Annotated in this window: 19 protein-coding genes and 1 pseudogene; 6 read left to right on the forward strand and 14 right to left on the reverse strand. The window is 43.7% G+C overall.

Going from position 1 to position 20126, the window contains the following annotated elements:
- Position 1: 1 nt before the first annotated feature.
- Both OWN49_RS01910 and OWN49_RS01915 read left to right on the forward strand, forming a co-directional pair.
- On the forward strand, positions 2-190 hold the full coding sequence (locus OWN49_RS01910) for a YlaF family protein (protein WP_003154504.1): 189 nt from the start codon (positions 2-4) through the stop codon (positions 188-190).
- A gap of 311 nt (positions 191-501) precedes the next feature.
- The gene (locus tag OWN49_RS01915) at positions 502-1119 is read left to right on the forward strand and encodes a hypothetical protein (RefSeq protein WP_176283310.1); all 618 of its coding nucleotides are present in this window, start codon (positions 502-504) and stop codon (positions 1117-1119) included.
- A gap of 37 nt (positions 1120-1156) precedes the next feature.
- On the opposite strand, the gene OWN49_RS01920 is transcribed toward OWN49_RS01915, so the two are convergent.
- Positions 1157-1450, reverse strand: a complete 294-nt coding sequence (locus tag OWN49_RS01920) for a zf-HC2 domain-containing protein (RefSeq protein WP_176283309.1) — start codon at positions 1448-1450, stop codon at positions 1157-1159.
- A pseudogene (locus OWN49_RS01925) lies at positions 1447-1581 on the reverse strand (RNA polymerase sigma factor); the annotation flags it as partial. The pseudogene OWN49_RS01925 and the gene OWN49_RS01920, both read right to left, overlap by 4 nt.
- Positions 1582-1947: 366 nt before the next feature.
- On the opposite strand from OWN49_RS01925, the gene OWN49_RS01930 reads away from it, so the two are divergent.
- Positions 1948-3513, forward strand: coding sequence for a M4 family metallopeptidase (locus tag OWN49_RS01930; RefSeq protein WP_069473399.1), 1566 nt, complete (start codon positions 1948-1950; stop codon positions 3511-3513).
- A 51-nt stretch (positions 3514-3564) separates the two neighbouring features.
- Here the strand turns inward: OWN49_RS01930 and OWN49_RS01935 are convergent, their stop codons facing one another.
- The 3 genes from OWN49_RS01935 to OWN49_RS01945 all read right to left on the reverse strand — a co-directional run bounded on the left by OWN49_RS01935 (position 3565) and on the right by OWN49_RS01945 (position 5123).
- The gene (locus tag OWN49_RS01935; RefSeq protein WP_128574608.1) at positions 3565-4017 is read right to left on the reverse strand and encodes a GNAT family N-acetyltransferase; all 453 of its coding nucleotides are present in this window, start codon (positions 4015-4017) and stop codon (positions 3565-3567) included.
- The gene (suhB, locus tag OWN49_RS01940) at positions 4004-4801 is read right to left on the reverse strand and encodes an inositol-1-monophosphatase (RefSeq protein WP_070081769.1); all 798 of its coding nucleotides are present in this window, start codon (positions 4799-4801) and stop codon (positions 4004-4006) included. Before suhB ends, OWN49_RS01935 begins: the two co-directional genes overlap by 14 nt.
- 133 nt (positions 4802-4934) lie before the next feature.
- Complete coding sequence (locus tag OWN49_RS01945) at positions 4935-5123, reverse strand: hypothetical protein (protein WP_003154513.1); 189 nt, start codon at positions 5121-5123, stop codon at positions 4935-4937.
- A 236-nt stretch (positions 5124-5359) separates the two neighbouring features.
- On the opposite strand from OWN49_RS01945, the gene OWN49_RS01950 reads away from it, so the two are divergent.
- Positions 5360-5992 (forward strand): DUF1054 domain-containing protein, encoded by a 633-nt coding sequence (locus OWN49_RS01950; protein WP_167860114.1) that lies wholly within the window; start codon positions 5360-5362, stop codon positions 5990-5992.
- Positions 5993-6027: 35 nt separating this feature from the next.
- Here the strand turns inward: OWN49_RS01950 and OWN49_RS01955 are convergent, their stop codons facing one another.
- Positions 6028-6294, reverse strand: coding sequence for a UPF0223 family protein (locus tag OWN49_RS01955; RefSeq protein ID WP_167860113.1), 267 nt, complete (start codon positions 6292-6294; stop codon positions 6028-6030).
- A 179-nt stretch (positions 6295-6473) separates the two neighbouring features.
- On the opposite strand from OWN49_RS01955, the gene OWN49_RS01960 reads away from it, so the two are divergent.
- A complete protein-coding gene (locus OWN49_RS01960) occupies positions 6474-7946 on the forward strand; it encodes an aminotransferase class I/II-fold pyridoxal phosphate-dependent enzyme (RefSeq protein ID WP_077722165.1) in 1473 nt (490 codons plus the stop codon).
- 47 nt (positions 7947-7993) lie between these two features.
- Here the strand turns inward: OWN49_RS01960 and OWN49_RS01965 are convergent, their stop codons facing one another.
- Together OWN49_RS01965 and OWN49_RS01970 are read right to left on the reverse strand one after the other, a co-directional pair.
- Entirely contained in the window at positions 7994-8113 is a 120-nt protein-coding gene (locus tag OWN49_RS01965; RefSeq protein WP_003154518.1) for a GapA-binding peptide SR1P, read from the reverse strand.
- A 113-nt stretch (positions 8114-8226) separates the two neighbouring features.
- A complete protein-coding gene (locus OWN49_RS01970; RefSeq protein WP_176283308.1) occupies positions 8227-9018 on the reverse strand; it encodes a polysaccharide deacetylase family protein in 792 nt (263 codons plus the stop codon).
- 248 nt (positions 9019-9266) lie between these two features.
- Here OWN49_RS01970 and OWN49_RS01975 point away from each other — a divergent pair, with 248 nt between their 5' ends.
- Positions 9267-9641 carry a hypothetical protein gene (locus tag OWN49_RS01975; protein ID WP_014304946.1) on the forward strand — a complete coding sequence of 125 codons (375 nt, stop codon included), beginning with the start codon at positions 9267-9269 and terminating at the stop codon, positions 9639-9641.
- A 47-nt stretch (positions 9642-9688) separates the two neighbouring features.
- On the opposite strand, the gene lpdA is transcribed toward OWN49_RS01975, so the two are convergent.
- From lpdA to OWN49_RS02005, 6 genes are all read right to left on the reverse strand, one after another.
- Positions 9689-11101, reverse strand: a complete 1413-nt coding sequence (gene lpdA, locus OWN49_RS01980; protein WP_033574600.1) for a dihydrolipoyl dehydrogenase — start codon at positions 11099-11101, stop codon at positions 9689-9691.
- Positions 11102-11105: 4 nt separating this feature from the next.
- Positions 11106-12434: a pyruvate dehydrogenase complex dihydrolipoyllysine-residue acetyltransferase gene (gene pdhC, locus OWN49_RS01985; protein ID WP_176283307.1), complete on the reverse strand. Its 1329-nt coding sequence runs from the start codon at positions 12432-12434 to the stop codon at positions 11106-11108.
- Positions 12435-12558: 124 nt separating this feature from the next.
- The gene (gene pdhB, locus OWN49_RS01990; protein WP_003154528.1) at positions 12559-13536 is read right to left on the reverse strand and encodes a pyruvate dehydrogenase complex E1 component subunit beta; all 978 of its coding nucleotides are present in this window, start codon (positions 13534-13536) and stop codon (positions 12559-12561) included.
- A gap of 3 nt (positions 13537-13539) precedes the next feature.
- Positions 13540-14655 carry a pyruvate dehydrogenase (acetyl-transferring) E1 component subunit alpha gene (pdhA, locus tag OWN49_RS01995; RefSeq protein ID WP_003154530.1) on the reverse strand — a complete coding sequence of 372 codons (1116 nt, stop codon included), beginning with the start codon at positions 14653-14655 and terminating at the stop codon, positions 13540-13542.
- A gap of 471 nt (positions 14656-15126) precedes the next feature.
- Positions 15127-16218, reverse strand: coding sequence for a serine hydrolase domain-containing protein (locus OWN49_RS02000; protein WP_176283306.1), 1092 nt, complete (start codon positions 16216-16218; stop codon positions 15127-15129).
- A 32-nt stretch (positions 16219-16250) separates the two neighbouring features.
- Positions 16251-20105, reverse strand: a complete 3855-nt coding sequence (locus tag OWN49_RS02005; RefSeq protein ID WP_176283305.1) for an alpha/beta fold hydrolase — start codon at positions 20103-20105, stop codon at positions 16251-16253.
- Positions 20106-20126: the final 21 nt, after the last annotated feature.

Genomic DNA, 20126 nt, shown 5'->3' on the forward strand with positions numbered 1-20126 from the left:
TATGAAAAAATTGAATTGGCTCTTATTATTATTTGCATTCGCAGCAGTCTTCAGCATGATGCTGATCGGCGTATCAATCGCTGAGAAAAGCGCATGGGGTATCATCGGAAGCATTGTTCTCGTTATCGCCATGATGGGAAGCGGTTTCACCGTAAAGAAAAAAATGCGCGAACAGGGACTGCTTGATTAAAAGCATGACCCTTTGCAAAATTCCGTAAACATGGAAAGACAATATCTTATGAAGCCTGAATCAAAGATTCAGGCTTTTTTACCTCCTCAAAAACAGACTCCAGATGTAAGGCTTATCTCCCCCGCCGTCTAGTCAGGAAGCCGGGAATGACGGCCCCCATTCTAGTTACATCAGCAGATTCCCTCAGAATATACAGTCTGAAATAGTCCGGCATCGTTATGCAGAAAATACCATACCTCCTATATCAATTCCATCATTGTCTTTTTATACTTGTGACTGTAAGCAAATACACATGACAAGGAGAGAATGAAATGAAAACATCTTTTTTGAAGAAAACCGCTGTAACTGCCGCCGCAACCGCCTCAGCCGCCTTGCTTGCATTCAGTCCGCTTGATTCTGCCGGCGCAAAAACGATCCAGGCAAATGAACCACATGCCCTGCAGGCTTCCGCAGAGAAAACACCGGAAGACGCGGCAAAACTCATTGACATCATCGGCCAATCGATTTACAAAAAAGACGGCATCTATTATTTTGACAGTAAAAAAGCGGTTGAATTGGGATTAGATAAAGAAACCGCACAGACCATTCAAAAGCTGTGGGACAGCTCAACGGAATTTTTAACCGTCCTTTCCCAATGTATTGAGAAAACGGACGGCGAATATACATTTAATAAAGAAAAAGCTGTGGAGCTCGGCTTTACGGAAAAAGAAGCTCTTATCGTTGATCAGCTGTTCACCGCTTTTTCCCAAAGTCTTCATATCCTTCAATCTGCGCTGATTGAAGAAGACGGTGTGTATACGTTTGATCAGGACCTTGCTGAAAAAGCAGGAGCAGGAAAAAAAGAAGCAAAGCTGTGTGCCGGATTCTTTAATTCACTGCCCCAAGAATTGCTTGAAGGTATTTATACAGCCTTTCATCCGGCTGAGTAAACGGATAAAACGCCCGGTCATTCAGCCGGGCGTTTTTTTAAATCAGCAGTTTAAGGATCAGCATGATAAAGAAAACAGCCCCGAACAAACCGGCTGCTTTTATCAGCAGCTTCCCGTAATACCGTTCCTTAAACCGCCTTTCTTCTTCTGCATAACAGGCTGGCGCCTTCATCTCAGGGCTGCCGAGGTCAAGCGGCTCCTTCATCATATGATATAAACTTTCGCACTTACCGCATGATTCAAGGTGGCGGGAAATAAACCGCTCCGTTTCTGTTTCACAATCGCCTTCAATATATAAAGGGAGTAAATCTCTCACTAAACAGCAAATCATATCTGTCCGTCCTTCCTTTTTTCCGCCAAGTGCTGTTTCAGCTGCATTCTCGCCCTGTACAGGGTGCTCTTCACCTTCGAAAGACTCCAGTCCAAAACATCAGCAATCTCTTCGTAAGACAGCTCTTGAAATATCTGTCGAAATGCTGAATAAAATGACTGAAAATCTCTGACATCTGAAACAATCCTTTTCGTTTATTAAGGCCTCACCTGTTTAGACAAACGGCTATAAAAAAAGTTTTACAGATCGGAACATTTTTCCTCTATCATTTTTCCCGACTTCATTTGTCATTTTTTTCAGAATAAATCGCATCATTCGACTCATGTCTGATTCAACACGTGCCTCTCGGCTTATCCCCTGACGCTGCCCGCCGGAAGCCTTTACGGGACGATTCTATCAATTCATCAGCGGAGTCTAGTTTTATATTGCAGAATGAGAGAATGCTGGTTTATTATAACAATATAAGTTTTCATTATTTTCAAAAAGGGGGATTTATTGTGGGTTTAGGTAAGAAATTGTCTGTTGCTGTCGCCGCTTCCTTTATGAGTTTAACCATCAGTCTTCCGGGTGTTCAGGCCGCTGAGAATCCTCAGCTTAAAGAAAACCTGACGAACTTTGTGCCGAAGCATTCTTTGGTGCAATCTGAATTGCCTTCAGTCAGTGACAAAGCAATCAAGCAATACTTGAAACAAAACGGCAAAGTCTTCAAAGGCAACCCTTCTGAGAGACTGAAGCTGATTGACCACACGACCGATGATCTCGGCTACAAGCACTTCCGTTATGTGCCTGTCGTTAACGGTGTGCCTGTGAAGGACTCGCAAGTCATTATTCACGTCGATAAATCCAACAATGTCTATGCGATTAACGGCGAATTAAACAACGATGCTTCTGCCAAAACGGCAAACAGCAAAAAATTATCTGCAAATCAGGCGCTGGATCATGCTTTTAAAGCAATCGGCAAATCACCTGAAGCCGTCTCTAACGGCAACGTTGCAAACAAAAACAAAGCCGAGCTGAAAGCAGCGGCCACAAAAGACGGTAAATACCGCCTCGCCTATGATGTAACCATCCGCTACATCGAACCGGAACCAGCTAACTGGGAAGTAACCGTTGATGCGGAAACAGGGAAAGTCCTGAAAAAGCAAAACAAAGTGGAGCATGCCGCTGCAACCGGAACAGGTACGACTCTTAAAGGAAAAACGGTCTCATTAAATATTTCTTCTGAAAACGGCAAATATGTAATGCGCGATCTTTCGAAGCCTACCGGAACACAAATTATTACGTACGATCTGCAAAACCGACAATATAACCTGCCGGGCACACTCGTATCAAGCACTACAAACCAGTTCACAACTTCTTCTCAGCGCGCTGCCGTTGATGCGCATTACAATCTCGGCAAAGTGTATGATTATTTCTATCAGACGTTTAAACGCAACAGCTACGACAATAGAGGCGGCAAAATCGTATCTTCCGTTCATTACGGCAGCAAATACAATAACGCGGCCTGGATCGGCGACCAAATGATTTACGGAGACGGTGACGGTTCATTCTTCTCGCCTCTTTCCGGTTCAATGGACGTCACGGCTCATGAAATGACACACGGCGTTACACAGGAAACGGCCAACCTGAACTATGAAAATCAGCCGGGCGCTTTAAACGAATCCTTCTCCGATGTATTCGGGTACTTCACCGATACTGAGGACTGGGATATCGGTGAGGATATTACGGTCAGCCAGCCGGCTCTCCGCAGCTTATCCAATCCGACAAAATACGGACAGCCCGACCATTACAAAAATTATCAAAACCTTCCGAACACTGATGCCGGCGACTACGGCGGCGTGCATACAAACAGCGGAATTCCGAACAAAGCCGCTTACAACACGATTACAAAAATCGGCGTGAAAAAAGCGGAGCAGATTTACTATCGCGCACTGACGGTATATCTCACTCCGTCATCAAGCTTTAAAGATGCAAAAGCAGCTTTGATTCAATCAGCGCGGGACCTTTACGGCTCTCAAGACGCTGCAAGCGTAGAAGCGGCCTGGAATGCGGTCGGCTTGTAAACAAGAAAAGAGACCGGAGAAATCCGGTCTCTTTTTTATATCTGAAACATTTCACAATGGCTTCACCATGATCATATATGTCTTTTCCCGATCGTCTTTTTCAAGCTTAAGCTGTTCAAAGCCGCATTGACTTAAAAACAAAACCCATTCCTGCCTGTCCAGGGGAACGGCTGAAAACATCGCTTTATGCTCTCCTCTCAGCCGGCCCGCAATCTCTTCAATGACCGCGCGTCCGATTCCTTTCTCTTTTGCCTCCGGAGCGACGGCCACGGTTCCGAGCCACGGTTTTCCGTTTGAAGGGGCCCATTCCAAATGAAAACTGACGGCGGCAGGAGCGCCGTCAATCTCCCATACGAGCCACGTTCCATTGTACATGGAGTATGCAAGCATAAACTCCGCCGCATTTTTTGTTCCGAACTCTTCCTTTTTCCACACCGGGTGCGATGCCGCCAGCTGCTCCAGAAACCCGAGATCTTCTTCTTCAAAATCTCTACCTGTCAGCATGTAAATAGTCGTCAAAGATAATTTTATGTATAGCCGGATTGCCCGCAAGCACGCTGTGGTTGTCTAAAAACGTGAACGGTTCGCCGTCTGTGGTCGTGTAAATGCCCCCGACTTCGTTCAGCAGCACGCAGCCGGCAGCGTAATCCCACGGCGCGAGCCTCATCGTAATATATGCGTCAATGCGGCCGGCCGCAACACTGGCCAGCTCAAGTGCCGCCGAACCGTAGGAACGCGTTCCTCTGACCCGTTTTACGAGCGGCGCCAAAATACTCGGGTCAATCCTTCTGTTTTCCGTCACCCATGTGGCATTGATTGCAATAATGGCTTCTTCAATGGAAGCTTCTTTTAAAGGAGCAAGCGGCGCATCGTTCAGATAAGCCCCTTTTCCGCTGAATGCGTGATACAGTTCGTCCTGCATCACATCATAAATTAAGCCGATTTTGCCTTTTCCGTCTTCAAAGATGCCGATGGAGATCGCGAAATGCCGCTTTTGATGGACAAAATTCATCGTCCCGTCAATCGGATCAATGATCCAGACGATTCCGTCAAGGGAGCGGAGTTTATCCCCCTGCCCTTCTTCTCCGAGAATCCGGTGTCCGGGAAAAGTTCCTTGTATACGGTCAATGAAAAAGCGCTCCGTCTCTTTATCAATATTTGTGACTAAATCATTCGGATTTGATTTTGTTTCAATCGTCAAGCTTTCCTGCATGGATTGTCTGATTCTCGTTCCGGCTTCTTTTACCCATTGTTTTGCGATATCATCAATTTCCGTCCAATTTGTCATACCGTGTACCTCTTTTCTATGTATAGCTTATTCTATAGCATACTGATAAAGGCGATGAAAAAGCAAGGAAAATGAAAAAAATGCCTTCTCACGTAAAAACGAACCATTTCCTGCGGTTCGTTTTTACTATTCTTTATCCGTTAAGCCGAATCCATTCTTTTCTGAGACGTTCCAGTTTTCTTTTGCTGAGATCGATTTGATCTTCATTCTCTTTTTGCATGGCCTCGTACAGGGTTGCCAATTCATAATCAACCTCTAGTCTCCAGACAGCTACACGGTTATTTTTTTCCTCCCTGAATCCTTCCTTCACCACTTGCCTCATTGTCTTTCGCCCCTTCCAGAGATCATTTGTTAAAAAAGCATCCCATTTTTCCAATTTATTAATGATACTTCTTATATCGTATGGAAACTTATATTCGGCTGTAACAACATTCTTAAAATTGTGTGTTTACCTATTCGTTTTTTACCACCAATCCTCTCGTCTCAAACGTTCTCAATGTTTTTGCGGCCGGCGGCGGCTGTGGTAAAATATGAATACTTACGATAAGGAGGAAAAAGATGACTCAGATGCGTTTTACAAAAGAAGACTTCGATACATTTACAATAGAAGGTTTAGACCCGCGCATGGAGGTGTTAAAAGAACAAGTCCGTCCGAAGCTGACCTTGTTAGGAGAGCATTTCGCACCGACATTGTCAGCATTGACAGGAGATGAAATGTTCCCGCATGTCGCCAAGCACGCGAGAAGATCTGTCAACCCGCCGGCTGACAGCTGGGTTGCCTTTGCCAACAGCAAACGCGGCTATAAGAAACTCCCTCACTTTCAGATCGGTTTATGGGACACCCATATGTTTGTATGGTTTGCCATCATTTATGAATCTCCGATAAAAGAGGAATACGGCAGATTGCTGGAAGCGAAGCAGGAGGAAATCACAAAACAGATTCCCGGTCATTTTGTATGGTCGCCGGATCATACGAAGCCAGGTGCGTACAAGCAGTCCGACATGGATCAGGAGCAGCTGAAAACATTATTTGAACGCCTGCAGACAGTGAAAAAAGCAGAGCTTTTATGCGGCATTCAGCTGCAAAAAGAAGACGTGATCAACATGAACAACAATGAATTCCTGCAAACCATTGAAGATGCTTTTAGGAAGCTTTCCTTTTTATACACAATGACTCAGAAAGTCTCATAACATAAAAAGCGGGCCGATTGCCGGCTCGCTTTTGTCTACATTTTGATAATCGCTTGATCTGATTGTTTCGCCTGTTTCACAGTCCGATACGGGGAATAGGTGCTGTCAGCTTCAAATTGGCTGCAGATTTTCTTTTCTTCCGCTTTCCCGGGAACGATTTCTTTAAAGCGGCGGTACGCATTCAGAAGTCTGTCTCGGTCAGCTCCTTTTTCATAGGCGTGTTCCACCTGCTGAAAAAAAGCAATGACGTCCACGGCCTCCTCTGTCGTCCAGTCCTCATTCATCGGATATTGATATTCCAAATGTCTTCACTCCTTTATCATCATGCTCAAAATAAGCATCTTCCATAGATCATAAATTGTTCTTTACTTTCTTTCAAGTTCATAATATAATTCATTTGTTTTACGTTTAAAAAACGGGTAATAAAACTGAATGTAATACAAACTAATCCGTAGGTATTATGATAAAGGTGGGAAAACAATTGCCGCAACATGAAACACCCCTGTACAGCGGACTGAAAAAGCACGCGGACAGACAGCCTGTCCAATTCCACATTCCGGGCCATAAAAAAGGCGCGGGAATGGACCCGGAATTCAGACAATTTATCGGAGAAAACGCGTTAAGCATAGATTTAATTAATATCGAACCTCTGGATGATTTACATGCGCCAAAGGGCATCATTAAAGAAGCCCAGGATCTGGCCGCGGAAGCATTCGGCGCAGACCATACCTTCTTTTCCGTACAAGGGACGAGCGGCGCCATTATGACGATGGTCATGGCCGTATGCGGACCCGGAGATAAAATCATCATTCCGAGAAACGTTCATAAATCCATTATGTCGGCCATTGTATTTTCCGGAGCGGTGCCGATTTTTATACACCCGGAAATTGACGATGAGCTCGGAATTTCTCACGGCATTACGCTTGAGTCCGCCGAGCGGGCTTTGACGGAACACCCTGACGCAAAAGGCCTGCTTGTCATCAATCCGACATACTTCGGTGTGGCAGCTGACTTGAGCAGCATTGTAAAGCTCGCGCATTCTTTCGATGTGCCTGTTCTTGTCGATGAAGCGCACGGCGTGCATATTCATTTTCATGATAAGCTTCCTCTGTCCGCCATGCAGGCGGGCGCTGATATGGCAGCCACAAGCGTGCACAAATTGGGAGGCTCCCTGACGCAGAGCTCCATTTTAAATGTGAGAGAAGGCCTTGTTTCCAAAGAAAGAGTACAGTCGATTTTAAGCATGCTGACGACAACGTCAACATCCTATCTGCTTCTCGCTTCACTGGATGTCGCAAGAAAACGCCTCGCTACAGAAGGCCGCGATCTTCTTGAAGAAACGATTCTGCTGGCGGATCAGACACGGGAACGCCTCAATCAAATTGAAGGCATCCGCTGTGTCGGCGAAGAAATCACTGGGTCAAAAGCTGCCTTCAGTTATGATCCGACTAAATTAATCATTTCGGTCAAAAACCTCGGCCTGACGGGTCATGACGTTGAAAAATGGCTCCGCGAATCATTTAATATCGAAGTCGAGCTGTCCGATTTGTATAATATTTTATGTATTTTCACCCCCGGAGACAGAGCAGGAGATGCCGACCGTCTTGTAAGCGCGCTTACAGACATTTCAAAGCAGGCTTCTGCAAATGACTATGCTCATCAGCAAGCGGAAGTTCTGCTTCCTGAGATTCCTCTGTTAGCGATGACGCCAAGAGACGCTTTTTACGCAAATACGGAAGTCATTCCGTTAACAGAATCCGCGGGACGGATCATTGCAGAGTTTGTCATGGTGTACCCGCCGGGAATTCCGATCTTTATTCCGGGTGAGATCATTACTGAAGAAAATATCAGCTACATTTTTAAAAACTTGGACGCCGGCCTTCCTGTGCAGGGTCCCGAAGATGCAACGCTTGAAATGATCAGAGTCATCAAAGAGCAAAAAGCCATCCAATAAACATAAATAAGCCCGAAACGAAATCGTTTCGGGCCTTTTTACGCTTTTTACTCTTCTTCAAGATGACACTGGCATTGTCCGCAGCATGTTCCGTATAACGTCGTGACCTTCTCATCCTCAAAGTAATGAATCGCTTCGTTACAGTCTTGGCAAACAATTGTACCCATCTGTCATTCCCCATTTCTCAGAATTTGAAAACGCTTAATTTTCACTTGTTGTTATTATATTATTATGTCACATTTAATATGTCAACTGATAAATTGTATAACACATTTATTTTTTACGGTCTTTTTATAGCTCGAGGGTCAATCACGGTATATCCTTTATGACGCAATCCTTTTACAATGTCCGGCATGGCTTCAGCCGTCCATTTCCGGTCATGCATCAATATGTTGGCGCCGTCCCGCAGGTAAGGACTGCTCAGGGTGATATCGGTAAGCGCTTTTTTGGATTGATATTTCTGATCCCAATCATACCCGAAGGTCCAGTTCATTTTCACCATTCCTTCTTTTTTTATAAGTCTGTCACTGTAGTCCGTATTGCTTCCGAAAGGCGCCCTGAAAAATGCGGGTTTCTCTCCTATTACCTTTTCAACCGCTTTATTGACGCCAATGATTTCTTCCCGTTGTTTTTGTTCGGAAAGATCTTTTAAGTTTTGATGAGTCATTGTATGATTTCCGATCATAAAGCCTAACTCATGAATATGCTTAAGCGCTTTCTTATTTTCATCTTTTTTCAAAAAATGTCCGTTTACAAAAAAGATCGCTGACGCATTAAGATCATGCAGTTTGTCCGCAATCTCAGCGGCATGCTGATCAGGCGCGTCATCGATCGTTACCAATGCGATCGGTTTTTTTTCTTTCTGTTCATCCATTTTTTCCACAGAAAAGGTTTTCGGATTGATATAGTAACGGGGCTCCGCCTTCTGTTTTTTCTCTTTTTTATGATGGTTTTCCCGTTTGGCATGATTGGCCGCGGCTTGAGAATAGGGTTTGTTTGTTTGCATCTTTTCATTTGATTGGCAGCCGGCGAGTAAGCACATACATATGACGGCTGCAGCGGCTTTATACATGACAATCCCTCCTGATATGGTTTTGCCCCCAGTATAACGAAAAAACAGCGCTCTCACGAAAAACAATGTGCCTTTTTTACACATCGGCTGTGCAAGTTGTCACACGTATTATTTCTTCATTAAAAACGGTTTCAATTATATAACAATTCAGTAACAAGCCTTAGGTTTTTCACCTCTCGTGATACACTTGATATAGTCCTTATAAATGGATGAACCAATATATTATATAAAACAGAGGAGTAAGATAGATGCGCTACCGTACGGTGATTCCCTTTTTTTTGATGCTGTTCGTTCTGTCAAGCTGTTCGGTTTCTACTGTCATTCCATTCAAAAATAACCGGATCGACAGCATTCATCACACTCAAATCTTGTTTTTTTCCGATGAAAATCATATAGATAAAGAAGTTCCTTATTACGATGCGATTCTTGATTTAGAAAAGAAATATCCCCATCATGTCGATCAAATGAAGGTTTATGACAACAGAAAGGGATGGGAAGAGGAAATCAACACGTTCCCTGCGCTGATGGTGATCAATCATCGGCATGTGGTCATGAAGATTGAGGGATCCGTAAAGAAAAAAGAGGATATCATCAAACCTATGCAGCATGTGCTTGCACAATAAAAACAGCCCCCGCTTTTACAAACGGGGGCTGTTTCTTTGTTACATCATTATTTTACGATGTGGATCGGGCTTCCGATTGCTACTTCGGCAGCTTCCATAGTGATTTCGCCCAATGTCGGGTGAGCGTGAATTGTCATTGCGATATCTTCAGCAGTCATCCCGCCTTCGATCGCCAGGCTCAATTCAGAAATCATGTCAGAAGCGCTTGCGCCGGCAATTTGCGCACCGATTACAAGACCGTCTTCTTTACGGGTGATCAGCTTCATGAAGCCGTCAGTTTCGTTAAGAGACAGCGCACGTCCGTTTGCTGCAAACGGGAACTTAGCTGCAACGACTTCAATGCCTTCTTCTTTCGCCTGTGCTTCAGTGTAACCGACAGAAGCCAGTTCAGGCTCAGAGAATACAACCGCCGGAATACCGAGGTAATCGATTTCAGCCGGCTCTCCTGAAATAGCTTCCGCAGCGATTTTACCTTCGTAAGACGCTTTGTGAGCCAATGGAGGTCCGTCAATGATGTCACCGATTGCGTAAATGTTCGGTACGTTTGTGCGGCACTGCTTGTCTGTTTTAATGACACCGCGGTCAGTCATTTCGATACCGACTTGCTCAAGGCCGAGCTCATCAGTGTTCGGACGGCGTCCGACAGTGATTAATACGTAATCAGCATCAACCGTTTTTTCTTCGCCTTTTACTTCGAATGTAACTGTTACGCCGTCAGGTCTTTCCTCAACGCCTTTAGCCATGGCGCTTGTATGGATTTCAACGTTGCCTTTTTTCTTCAGTCTGCGGGTAACAAGGGAACTCATTTGTTTTTCGAAGCCAGGAAGAATTTCATCTCCGCCTTCTAAAATAACCAATTCAGTTCCGAAGTTCGCATACGCTGTTCCAAGCTCAGTACCGATATAACCGCCGCCGATAACAACAAGCTTTTTCGGAATTTCTTTAAGCGCAAGTGCGCCTGTAGAGTTCAGAACGCGTTCGCTATATTTGAAGTTTGGCAATTCGATAGGGCGAGAACCGGTAGCAATGATTGCGTTTTTAAATGTGTATGTTTGCGCAGAGTTCTCATCCATTACGCGGACAGAGTTGCTGTCTACGAAATAAGCTTCCCCTTTTACAACGTCCACTTTATTTCCTTTTAAAAGACCTGCAACACCGCCGGTAAGCTTATTTACAACAGAAGCTTTCCATTCTTGGACTTTTGTAAAGTCAACCGTTACGTTCTCAGCAGTGATTCCCATGTCATCTGAATGTTTTGCATTCTCGTAACGATGGCCTGCATTGATGAGCGCTTTTGAAGGAATACAGCCGACGTTCAGACAAACGCCTCCAAGCGTTGCTTTTTCAACGACTGTTACTTTTTGTCCAAGCTGAGCAGCGCGGATGGCAGCTACATAGCCGCCGGGTCCCGCACCAATCACAAGAGTATCTGTTTCAATAGGGAAATCTCCTACTACCATAACATTACGCCTCCATTAAAATAAGTTGTGGATCGTTCAGTAAACGCTTGATGTGGTTTAACGCATTTTGTGCAGTTGCTCCGTCAATCATACGGTGGTCAAAGCTGAGAGAAAGAGCTAAGACAGGAGCAGCTACAATTTCACCGTCACGGACGATCGCTTTTTCAGCAATACGGCCGATACCGAGAATCGCAACCTCTGGGTGGTTGATAACCGGTGTGAACCATTGGCCTCCGGCAGAACCGATATTTGTGATCGTGCAAGAAGCGCCTTTCATTTCCGCAGGTGCAAGCTTGCCTTCACGCGCTTTTGTAGCAAGGCTGTTGATTTCATCAGAGATTTCGAAAACGGCTTTACGGTCGGCATTTTTCACTACCGGCACAAGCAGGCCTTTTTCGGTATCCGCTGCAATTCCGATGTTGAAGTAATGTTTTTGGATCACTTCATCTGTTTTATCATCAATCGATGTGTTTAAAACAGGGAATTTTTTCAAAGCGGATGTTAATGCTTTGACGACGTAAGGCAGATAAGTCAGCTTGATGCCTTGATCAGCAGCAACTTGTTTGAACTGTTTGCGGTGAGCAACAAGATTTGTTACGTCAACTTCATCCATAAGAGTTACGTGCGGTGCAGTATGCTTAGAGTTCACCATTGCTTTCGCGATCGCTTTACGGATACCGCTCATTTTTTCGCGTGTTTCAGGGAATTCGCCTTCAGGAGCCTGAGCCGCTGCAGGTTTAACTGTTTCCTGAGGTGCAGCTGTTTCTTGCGGTGCCGCTTCTTGAGCCGCTCCTCCATTTGCAAAGCTGTCGATATCTTCTTTTACAACACGTCCGTTATTGCCTGAACCTGTTACTTTACGGATATCCACGCCTTTTTCACGGGCATATTTGCGTACGGAAGGCATCGCGATCACGCGTTTGTTCGGATCAGCTTCCACTTGGTCCTGCTGTCCTGCGCCGGTTTCTTTTGCAGGCTCTTTAGGAGTCTCTTCTTTAGAGATATCCTGCCCTGCTTCAGCAGACGACTGAACTTGAGCCTCAGTTTTCGCCTCTCCTGAATCATGGCTTCCTTTGAATTGAAGATCTTCGTAACCAGGTGCGTCAAACGTAATAATCGTTTGTCCAACAGTTGCAACTGTTCCCTCTTCAACTTTTAATTCTAATACTTTTCCTTTAACAGGTGAAGGAATTTCTACCACTGCTTTATCATTTTGCACTTCAGCCAGAACATCGTCTTCTTCTACCTCGTCGTTCGGCTTAACAAACCATTTTACGATTTCGCCTTCGTGGATACCTTCCCCGATATCCGGAAGTTTAAATTCAAATGCCACAGTTTTCGACCTCCTAGTTGATTAAGCAAATTTTAGTTATGCATACGCAAGCATTGAACCTAGTAAACAGACTCCTTCATCATAAGAGAAAAGGACTCTCTTTACCGTCTTTTATGATGCCTGATTAAAATTCAAGAACTTTTTTCGCAGTTTCAAGAACGTCTTTATGGTTTGGAAGCCATACGCTCTCAGCAAGCGAGAAAGGAAATACTGTATCAGGCGCCGCAACACGCAGAACCGGAGCTTCCAGGCTCAGAATCGCGCGGTCATTGATTTCAGCTACAACGTTGGCAGCGATGCCGGCTTGTTTTTGAGCTTCCTGCACGACAATTGCGCGGCCTGTTTTTTCAACAGAAGCAATAATCGTATCAATATCAAGCGGGCTTACAGTGCGAAGGTCGATAACTTCAGCAGAAACGCCTTCTTTTTCAAGCTCTTCAGCAGCCTTAAGCGACTCATGAACCATCGCGCCGTATGTGATGATAGAAAGGTCAGTACCTTCGCGTTTCACATCAGCTTTGCCAAGCTCGATTGTGTATTCCTCCTCAGGAACTTCCTGACGGAAAGAACGGTAAAGTTTCATATGCTCTAAGAAAACAACCGGATCATTGTCTCTGATAGAGGCAATCAGCAGTCCTTTTGCATCGTAAGGAGTGGAAGGGATAACAACTTTAATACCCGGCTGCTGAGCGATAAGGCCTTCCAAACTGTCAGCGTGAAGTTCAGGTGTATGAACCCCTCCGCCGAATGGAGAACGGATTGTCACCGGAGAAGTCCAGCGTCCGCCGGAACGGTAGCGGAGACGAGCCATTTGTCCTGAGATTGAATCCATTACTTCATATACGAATCCGAAGAATTGGATTTCCATAACAGGACGGTAATCTTGCAGGCCTAAACCGAGAGCGAGACCGCCGATACCGGATTCAGCAAGCGGCGTGTCAAATACGCGGTCCTCACCGAATTCTTTTTGAAGGCCTTCAGTTGCACGGAATACGCCTCCGGCAACGCCTACATCTTCCCCGAAAAGCAGAACGTTTTCATTGTTTTTCAGTTCTGTGCGTAACGCATCAGTGATCGCTTGAATCATTGTCATTTGCGCCATGGCTTACTTCGACTCCTTCGCTTTGTAAATTTCAAGTTGTTCTTTCAAGTTGAACGTCGGCTCTTCAAACATATTCTCAATCAGCTCTGTTACTTTCGGTTTTGATTCGCCGTCAGCCTTTTTGATAGCTTGTTTGATTTCTTCTTTGGCCTGTTCAATCACTTTGTTCTCTTCTTCTTCAGACCATAGTCCTTTGTTTTCCAAGAACTTGCGGAAACGTACGAGCGGGTCTTTTTGCTCCCATTCATTTTCTATTTCTTTCGTACGGTATTTAGTCGGATCGTCACCGGACATTGTATGAGGTCCGTAACGGAATGTAAGAGTTTCAATCAGAGTCGGACCTTCACCGTTAATTGCGCGCTGGCGTGCTTCTGCGGTTGCAGCGTAAACGGCTAGTGCGTCCATTCCGTCTACTTGAACACCTGTAATACCGACGGCAACTGCTTTTTGGGCAATTGTCTGCGCGGATGATTGCTTTTCTACAGGAGTTGAAATCGCATAGCGGTTATTCTGAACAACGAAGATCGCTGGCGCTTTAAATGCTCCGGCAAAGTTCATTCCTTCATAGAAGTCACCTTGAGAAGCTCCGCCGTCACCAGTGTAAGTAATAGCAACCGCTTTTTTACCGCGCTTTTTAAGACCTAAAGCTACACCTGCGGTTTGAATAATTTGAGCACCAATAATAATTTGAGGTGATAAAGCATTTACTCCCTCAGGCATCTGATTACCTTTAAAATGGCCTCTTGAGAAAAGGAATGCCTGATGTAAAGGAAGCCCGTGCCAAATCAGCTGAGGAACGTCACGATAACCCGGAAGGATAAAGTCGTCCTGTTCAAGCGCGAAGTGTGATGCAATTTGAGAAGCTTCCTGGCCCGCTGTCGGTGCATAGAAACCTAAACGTCCTTGACGGGAAAGAGAAATTGAACGCTGGTCTAAAATGCGGATATACACCATTCTTCTCATTAATTCTTTTAACTGATCATCTGAAAGATCAGGCATTGCGTCTTTATTTACGACTTCTCCTTCAGCATTTAAAATTTGGAACGTTTCAAACTGCTTATTAATAGCATCAAATTGTTTTTTGCTATCAACAATTGAAGTTTTTGTCTTTGCAGCCATTTTTTAAACCACCTCTTCTTTTGATTTAACAGGGTTAGGATACCGTTTAGCCATCCGTATTAAAAACAGTCTTATCATGCTCTGCAATTCTAAAAATAATCATTCAGAAATTCACATAGCGCTTAAGCAAAGATAATGACGTTTAAACTGTACTAATAAAAAAAGATTTTTTATTAGTACAATATGATCAACAACCATAGTTTACAGTAATTAAACAAAGCCGTCAATTATTTATAACCTTATTTTGAAACCGCTTATAAAACTTAAGATCATACTGCGCCAAACTGTACTATAAAAGACTTTAAACTGTATTATAAAAAGGCTCTACTGTACTATAATTAAAAAAAATTACAAAGAGTAAATTAAGTTATTTAACTTCGAGGGCGGGCTTTGAGAAGATGCCGCGGGATAAAAACGGGCAGTTAGCAATCGTCCCGCCTGCCGGACAGACGGGACGATGCTTTTGTCTAATTATTCAATACCCGCCCACACGATATTCAGCGGCGTCAGCACGGCATGAGGATGAAACTCGGAAATCGGAGTGAAAAATACATACGTAAAATCTTCGGCTGGATCAGAAAACATGCCGCACCAACCCATTCCAAGATGTGAGAAGGTGCCTTCTGTCATGAAATAATGGTCACCGGCCGGCCACAAATTAATGCCTAAACCAAAGCCGCCTTCCTCTCTGGGCGCTCCGAAGAAGTAAAAAGGAAGACCGGGCTTTATTTGATTTCTCAGCATGGCCTCGACTGTTTTTCTTCCAAGCAGCTTCTTATCTTTCAATCTGCCTTTATTTCTAAACATTTCAGCTAACTTCCAAATATCTTCCAGCGAAGAGTACAGACCGCTTGTCGCTTTATTCGGAAAATACGGGTGATGACTTTTTTCCAGCTGTACGCACTCGTGTTCATTGATCACACAAACTTCTTCTTTTAACGCATCAGGCACATAAAAAAACGTTCTTTCTAATCCGAGCGCTTCAATAATATGCTTTGTCACATACTGTTCGTAGGATACGCCTGTTACTTTTGAAATAATGATGCCAAGTATAACAAAGCCGGTTCTGGAATAGTTCCATGCTTCATCCACTCCGTACTCTAAAGGCGTACTGATCAGATAGTTTATCCATTCTTCCTCATTCGTTAAGTCAATCGCTTCAGCCTTTTGAATATCCAGCTCAAAACTTAATCCCGCCGTATGAGTCAAAAGGTGTAAAATTTTAATGTCTCCGAAACCCGGTTTATCAAACGCAGGCAAAATGAGCTTGACCGGCATTTTCAGATCGAGCAGACCTTTTTCGACGAGCTGCATGACGGCTACAGCGGTAAACACTTTTGTCAAAGAACCGATTTCTCTGATTGTATCAAGCTGAAATGTTTGCTTTTCTTTTTGTCCGCCGGTAAATTCCCCTAACGACTCAGCTGCAAAAACCTCGCCTCCTCTTGACATCATATAACTCGCACATTGCAGATCTCCATTGTCTATCATCGTCTGATAATGGCTGTTAAGAGCGTTAATTTGTTTCATATCAAATGCCGGATTGCTTATTGTTTGTTTCATTGTTTTCTCCCCCTGTACTGTATGTATCGTTTTCATCCCTTACTTACTGATTTCTTGATGAATTCTGACACCGCTTTATTAAATTCTTCCGGATGTGTGAAGTTCGGAAGATGCCCCGCTCCCTTAATTTTCTTTAATTCTGCATTGCTCAGCAGTTTCTGCAGCCTTTTTGTTTCTTTCTGATCAACTACGCTTTCCTTCTCACCCGTAAGGATAAGCGTTCTTGTATGAATGTCTTTTAAAAAGCCGATCGTAGAATAGCCTTCTTGTTGATGTATCTTCATAAAACGTTCAATAGAAGCATTTAAGAATTGATTCCTGTATAAACTTTCATATTCATGCGATTTTCCTATAGCTATAAAATCATTTTTCAGTTTTTCCTCAACACTGCTTTCAGGGTCTTCTTCGTATTCGGTGTAACTTCCGGAAAGAATGAGTGTTTTTACTTTTTCAGGGTATTCATAGGCTATCCTCTGCCCTATCATGCCTCCCCAAGAAGCTGCCGCAATGTGGATCGGCCAAGCAACCCCTATCTCGTTCAGCACTTCGATAAAAGTCTGAGCCAGCCCGCTCAATGTAAAATCGGCGCTCCCCTCACTCAGCCCGTAACCCGGTGTGTGGATGACAATTACATTAAATTGGTCTGCCCACTCCTTCATCTGTTCTTTCCACATGTAAGCAGTGGTAGCAAAACCGCAAATCAGTAAAATTGTTTCACCCTTACCGCTCATCAATATTTCCATATGCCGGGCATTTTCTGTGTTTGCCAGAAAATGAACGGTTTCCGTTTCTTCTGTCTGGTAAAAAGCGATGAGTTTTTTTGCGGCATCGCTTTGATCGTGCTGAAGGGCTCCTTTCTTCAGTCTGCTCCAATAATGCAAATAATCGTCGAGATGACGATTGGAAGCTGTGCCGAGTATTCGGAATGGACTTTCAGCTTCTTCTTCCGTAACGATTGACGAAGCATCAAAATCGGCTGCAATCGCTGAATCTCTTACTAGAGGCGGTGCTGAACGGGCGGATAACGGATTGAAATCATTTTGTATTTTTTCTTTTTCTCCGTATAACACGATCAGCTGGTGGCCTTGGCCGAGAAGCGAGTGTTCAAAAGCTTTGATTCCGGCAGTATTTTCTAATGGGTGAAGTCCGTACTCGGTTTTCATAATGTCTTGAATGCCGGGATCAACTGACATGCCTCCGTCCTTCCAGAAAGGCCAATTTACAGCGATGGTTTTTCCTGATCTCCCCCCCTCCTTTCTCATACATTCCCTCCACTCGGCAAAATGCTCCAGAAAACGATTGGCGTAGGCGTAATCGGCTTGACCCAGACTTCCGATTTCTGATGAGATGGAAGAAAACAAAACAAAAAAGTCTAAAGGCATATTTCTGAGCGCTTCATCCAAATGAATCACACCATTGACCTTTGATTGCAGCACCGCCTGAGCTTCCGCGTCTGTTTTATTCATAATGAAAGAGTCTTTTAACACGCCTGCACTGTAAATGACCCCGTTGATTTCGGAATAATCAGCATGAATTTTTTCCGCTAACTTGATGACCTGCTGTTTATCTGACATGTCAGCCTGGATGTAAGAAATGCTTGCCCCGTCATATCGGATGCTGTCTAATTTTTCTTCCATTTCTGCTGTCATTTTCGATCGTCCGGCAATGATAACGCTGGCTCCGTGATTTGCATAAATAAACGCTGAAATAATCCAGCCGATGCCGCTTAACCCTCCGATTATGAGATACACTCCGTTTTTTACAAACTTTGCGGCCTTTTGCCCTGATTGCAGCGAAGCATCTTTGTATGCTGTCACCCGCCTTTTTTGATCGCCGTCATATTTCACAGCCTCATGATGTCCGGCGCTTAATTCAGTGAGAAGCAAAGGTGCTTTTTCAATGGTCTGTCTTGAAGAAATCTCAACCGTTTTACACTTTATATTCGGCTGCTCCGCATTCAGCGTTTTAAAAAAGCCTCCAATCGCGGCGTAAACCGGATTTGTATATTGATCCTTGTCATGTACGTACAAAATGTTGATGTTATCTTTTATTTTTTGACGGATCAACGCTTTGCTTAAATAAAGGATTGAATAAAAGCTGTGAGTCAAATCTAACGCTGCCTCAGTATAAGCTTTTTTTGACAGGTAATGAATGATTGACGCCGGAAACGCTCCGGACTTTTTCATATCATCTAACAGTCTGGTGTAATGAGCAGACTGCTCCGGATTAAATTTATAATGCTTTTCATTTACCATTTCATATTCAGCAGCGGCTTCCGCATAAATAACATTTTCACTGCCGATGTACTTTCGGATTTCATCACTCAATGAACTGTCGAAATCGAAAATCAATGTATTTTCCTTAGACACTTCTCCGGATTTTAATGGCGATTCTATCCATTCTTTTTGTAAATATAAAGATTCAAGCATCGGCTTTTCAGACGGCTCTTTCGTTTGCGTTTTTTCTTTAAAAGCTGCGGCCGGCGTATTACGCACAGCATATTTTTCTTCTAAATAAGCTGCTAAATCATGAATATTGTTATAATCAAAAAGCAATGTCGGATACAGTTGTGTATCTAATCTTTCCTCGAGCATTTTCGATATATGAAGCAGCTGTTTTGAGTCAAGACCCAGTTCGTAAAAAGATTGATGTTTGTCCGCTTTATTTGGCGGCGTGTTTGTAACATCTCCAATAATGGATGACAGCTCATCTGTTAATGTTTTTTGACTGTCTTGGTGCTGAACTGTATCAGAGATAGAGTCTGTAACGCGAGCTCCGTATTTCTCCTGCAGATATTCTGTCAATTCACCGATTGTGGAGTAATCAAATAATAAAGTCGGGTACAGCTTTGAACCTAACATCAGTTCTAATTTTTTGGATAAGTCTAATAACTGTTTAGAATCCAAGCCCATCTCGTAAAAGGAAATATCATTCTTCACCGTTTCAGCAGGCTTTTCAATCATGCCGGCTATCTCTTGGATCAAATTATTTCTGATCATTTCTTTATTGCTCGTTACGCTGCCGACCTCTTTTGCTTTATGGGAATGCTCCAGCCTTTGTATTGATTTTTCATTTCTGACTCTTTTCACACCGAATCGTTCATAATAAAAAGCAAGCTCTCCATCAGGCCTGTATACTTCTATGTCCGCATATAAAATGTCTTTAGAAGGCGGCTGCGTTATACTGTTTTTATTAATATACACAAAACAAGATCCGGTTGTTTTATGCAGTGCCCGGAATGTCTCAATATATATAGGGATAAACGCATTTGTTCCTTCATCCGGCAAGTCTGATGTAAGGATTCCCAACAGGCTGAGAGATCCATCCAAAAATGCGGGATGCATGTAAAAGTCATCTGTATATTCTTTTGAAAGTCCGCTTAAACTGACCTCTCCCAGAATATAATTTTCACCTTCATATACCGTACCTTCCAATTTCATAAAATCTTTATGAATCAGGCCGCCCCTGCGCAAATTACGATAGGCGGCTTCAGCATCCGAAGTCCGGACGGCCCCTTTCTTTAATGCTTCGATTGAAATTGTCTTTTCGTTTATCGCATTTTTTCTTATGATTTCCGCCTGCAAGTTGACTGACGCTTCACCTTCCGCCTTTTCAGCGACCCATTTCCTGCTTGTTGTTTCAACAAGCCAGCCGTTTTCTTGTTCCATAAACTGGAAGGTGACTTTTTTATCAAAATGGACTGACGTGGCAACAGGTTCACGGAATAAAACATGTTTGATTTCAAAACTTCGGGGTGATATCCCTTTATCAGCTAAAAATCGTGTTATTAAATCCAGATACGTTACGCCGGGTATCGTACGCACTTGATGAAGGACATGGTCTGAAACAATATAATCGTCATGTTTGACTAATACGCTGAACCTCATGCAACTCGACAACCTTTCTTC

Source organism: Bacillus sp. NEAU-242-2, from assembly GCF_027853835.1.
Classification (GTDB): domain Bacteria; phylum Bacillota; class Bacilli; order Bacillales; family Bacillaceae; genus Bacillus; species Bacillus velezensis.

Coding starts and splice junctions, on each gene's coding strand:
- OWN49_RS01910 (WP_003154504.1), top strand. CDS start 2: ATGAAAAAATTGAATTGGCTCTTATTATTATTTGCATTCGCAGCAGTC.
- OWN49_RS01915 (WP_176283310.1), top strand. CDS start 502: ATGAAAACATCTTTTTTGAAGAAAACCGCTGTAACTGCCGCCGCAACC.
- OWN49_RS01920 (WP_176283309.1), bottom strand. CDS start 1,450: ATGATTTGCTGTTTAGTGAGAGATTTACTCCCTTTATATATTGAAGGC.
- OWN49_RS01935 (WP_128574608.1), bottom strand. CDS start 4,017: ATGCTGACAGGTAGAGATTTTGAAGAAGAAGATCTCGGGTTTCTGGAG.
- suhB (WP_070081769.1), bottom strand. CDS start 4,801: ATGACAAATTGGACGGAAATTGATGATATCGCAAAACAATGGGTAAAA.
- OWN49_RS01945 (WP_003154513.1), bottom strand. CDS start 5,123: ATGAGGCAAGTGGTGAAGGAAGGATTCAGGGAGGAAAAAAATAACCGT.
- OWN49_RS01950 (WP_167860114.1), top strand. CDS start 5,360: ATGACTCAGATGCGTTTTACAAAAGAAGACTTCGATACATTTACAATA.
- OWN49_RS01965 (WP_003154518.1), bottom strand. CDS start 8,113: ATGGGTACAATTGTTTGCCAAGACTGTAACGAAGCGATTCATTACTTT.
- OWN49_RS01970 (WP_176283308.1), bottom strand. CDS start 9,018: ATGTATAAAGCCGCTGCAGCCGTCATATGTATGTGCTTACTCGCCGGC.
- OWN49_RS01975 (WP_014304946.1), top strand. CDS start 9,267: ATGCGCTACCGTACGGTGATTCCCTTTTTTTTGATGCTGTTCGTTCTG.
- lpdA (WP_033574600.1), bottom strand. CDS start 11,101: ATGGTAGTAGGAGATTTCCCTATTGAAACAGATACTCTTGTGATTGGT.
- pdhB (WP_003154528.1), bottom strand. CDS start 13,536: ATGGCGCAAATGACAATGATTCAAGCGATCACTGATGCGTTACGCACA.
- pdhA (WP_003154530.1), bottom strand. CDS start 14,655: ATGGCTGCAAAGACAAAAACTTCAATTGTTGATAGCAAAAAACAATTT.
- OWN49_RS02000 (WP_176283306.1), bottom strand. CDS start 16,218: ATGAAACAAACAATAAGCAATCCGGCATTTGATATGAAACAAATTAAC.
- OWN49_RS02005 (WP_176283305.1), bottom strand. CDS start 20,105: ATGAGGTTCAGCGTATTAGTCAAACATGACGATTATATTGTTTCAGAC.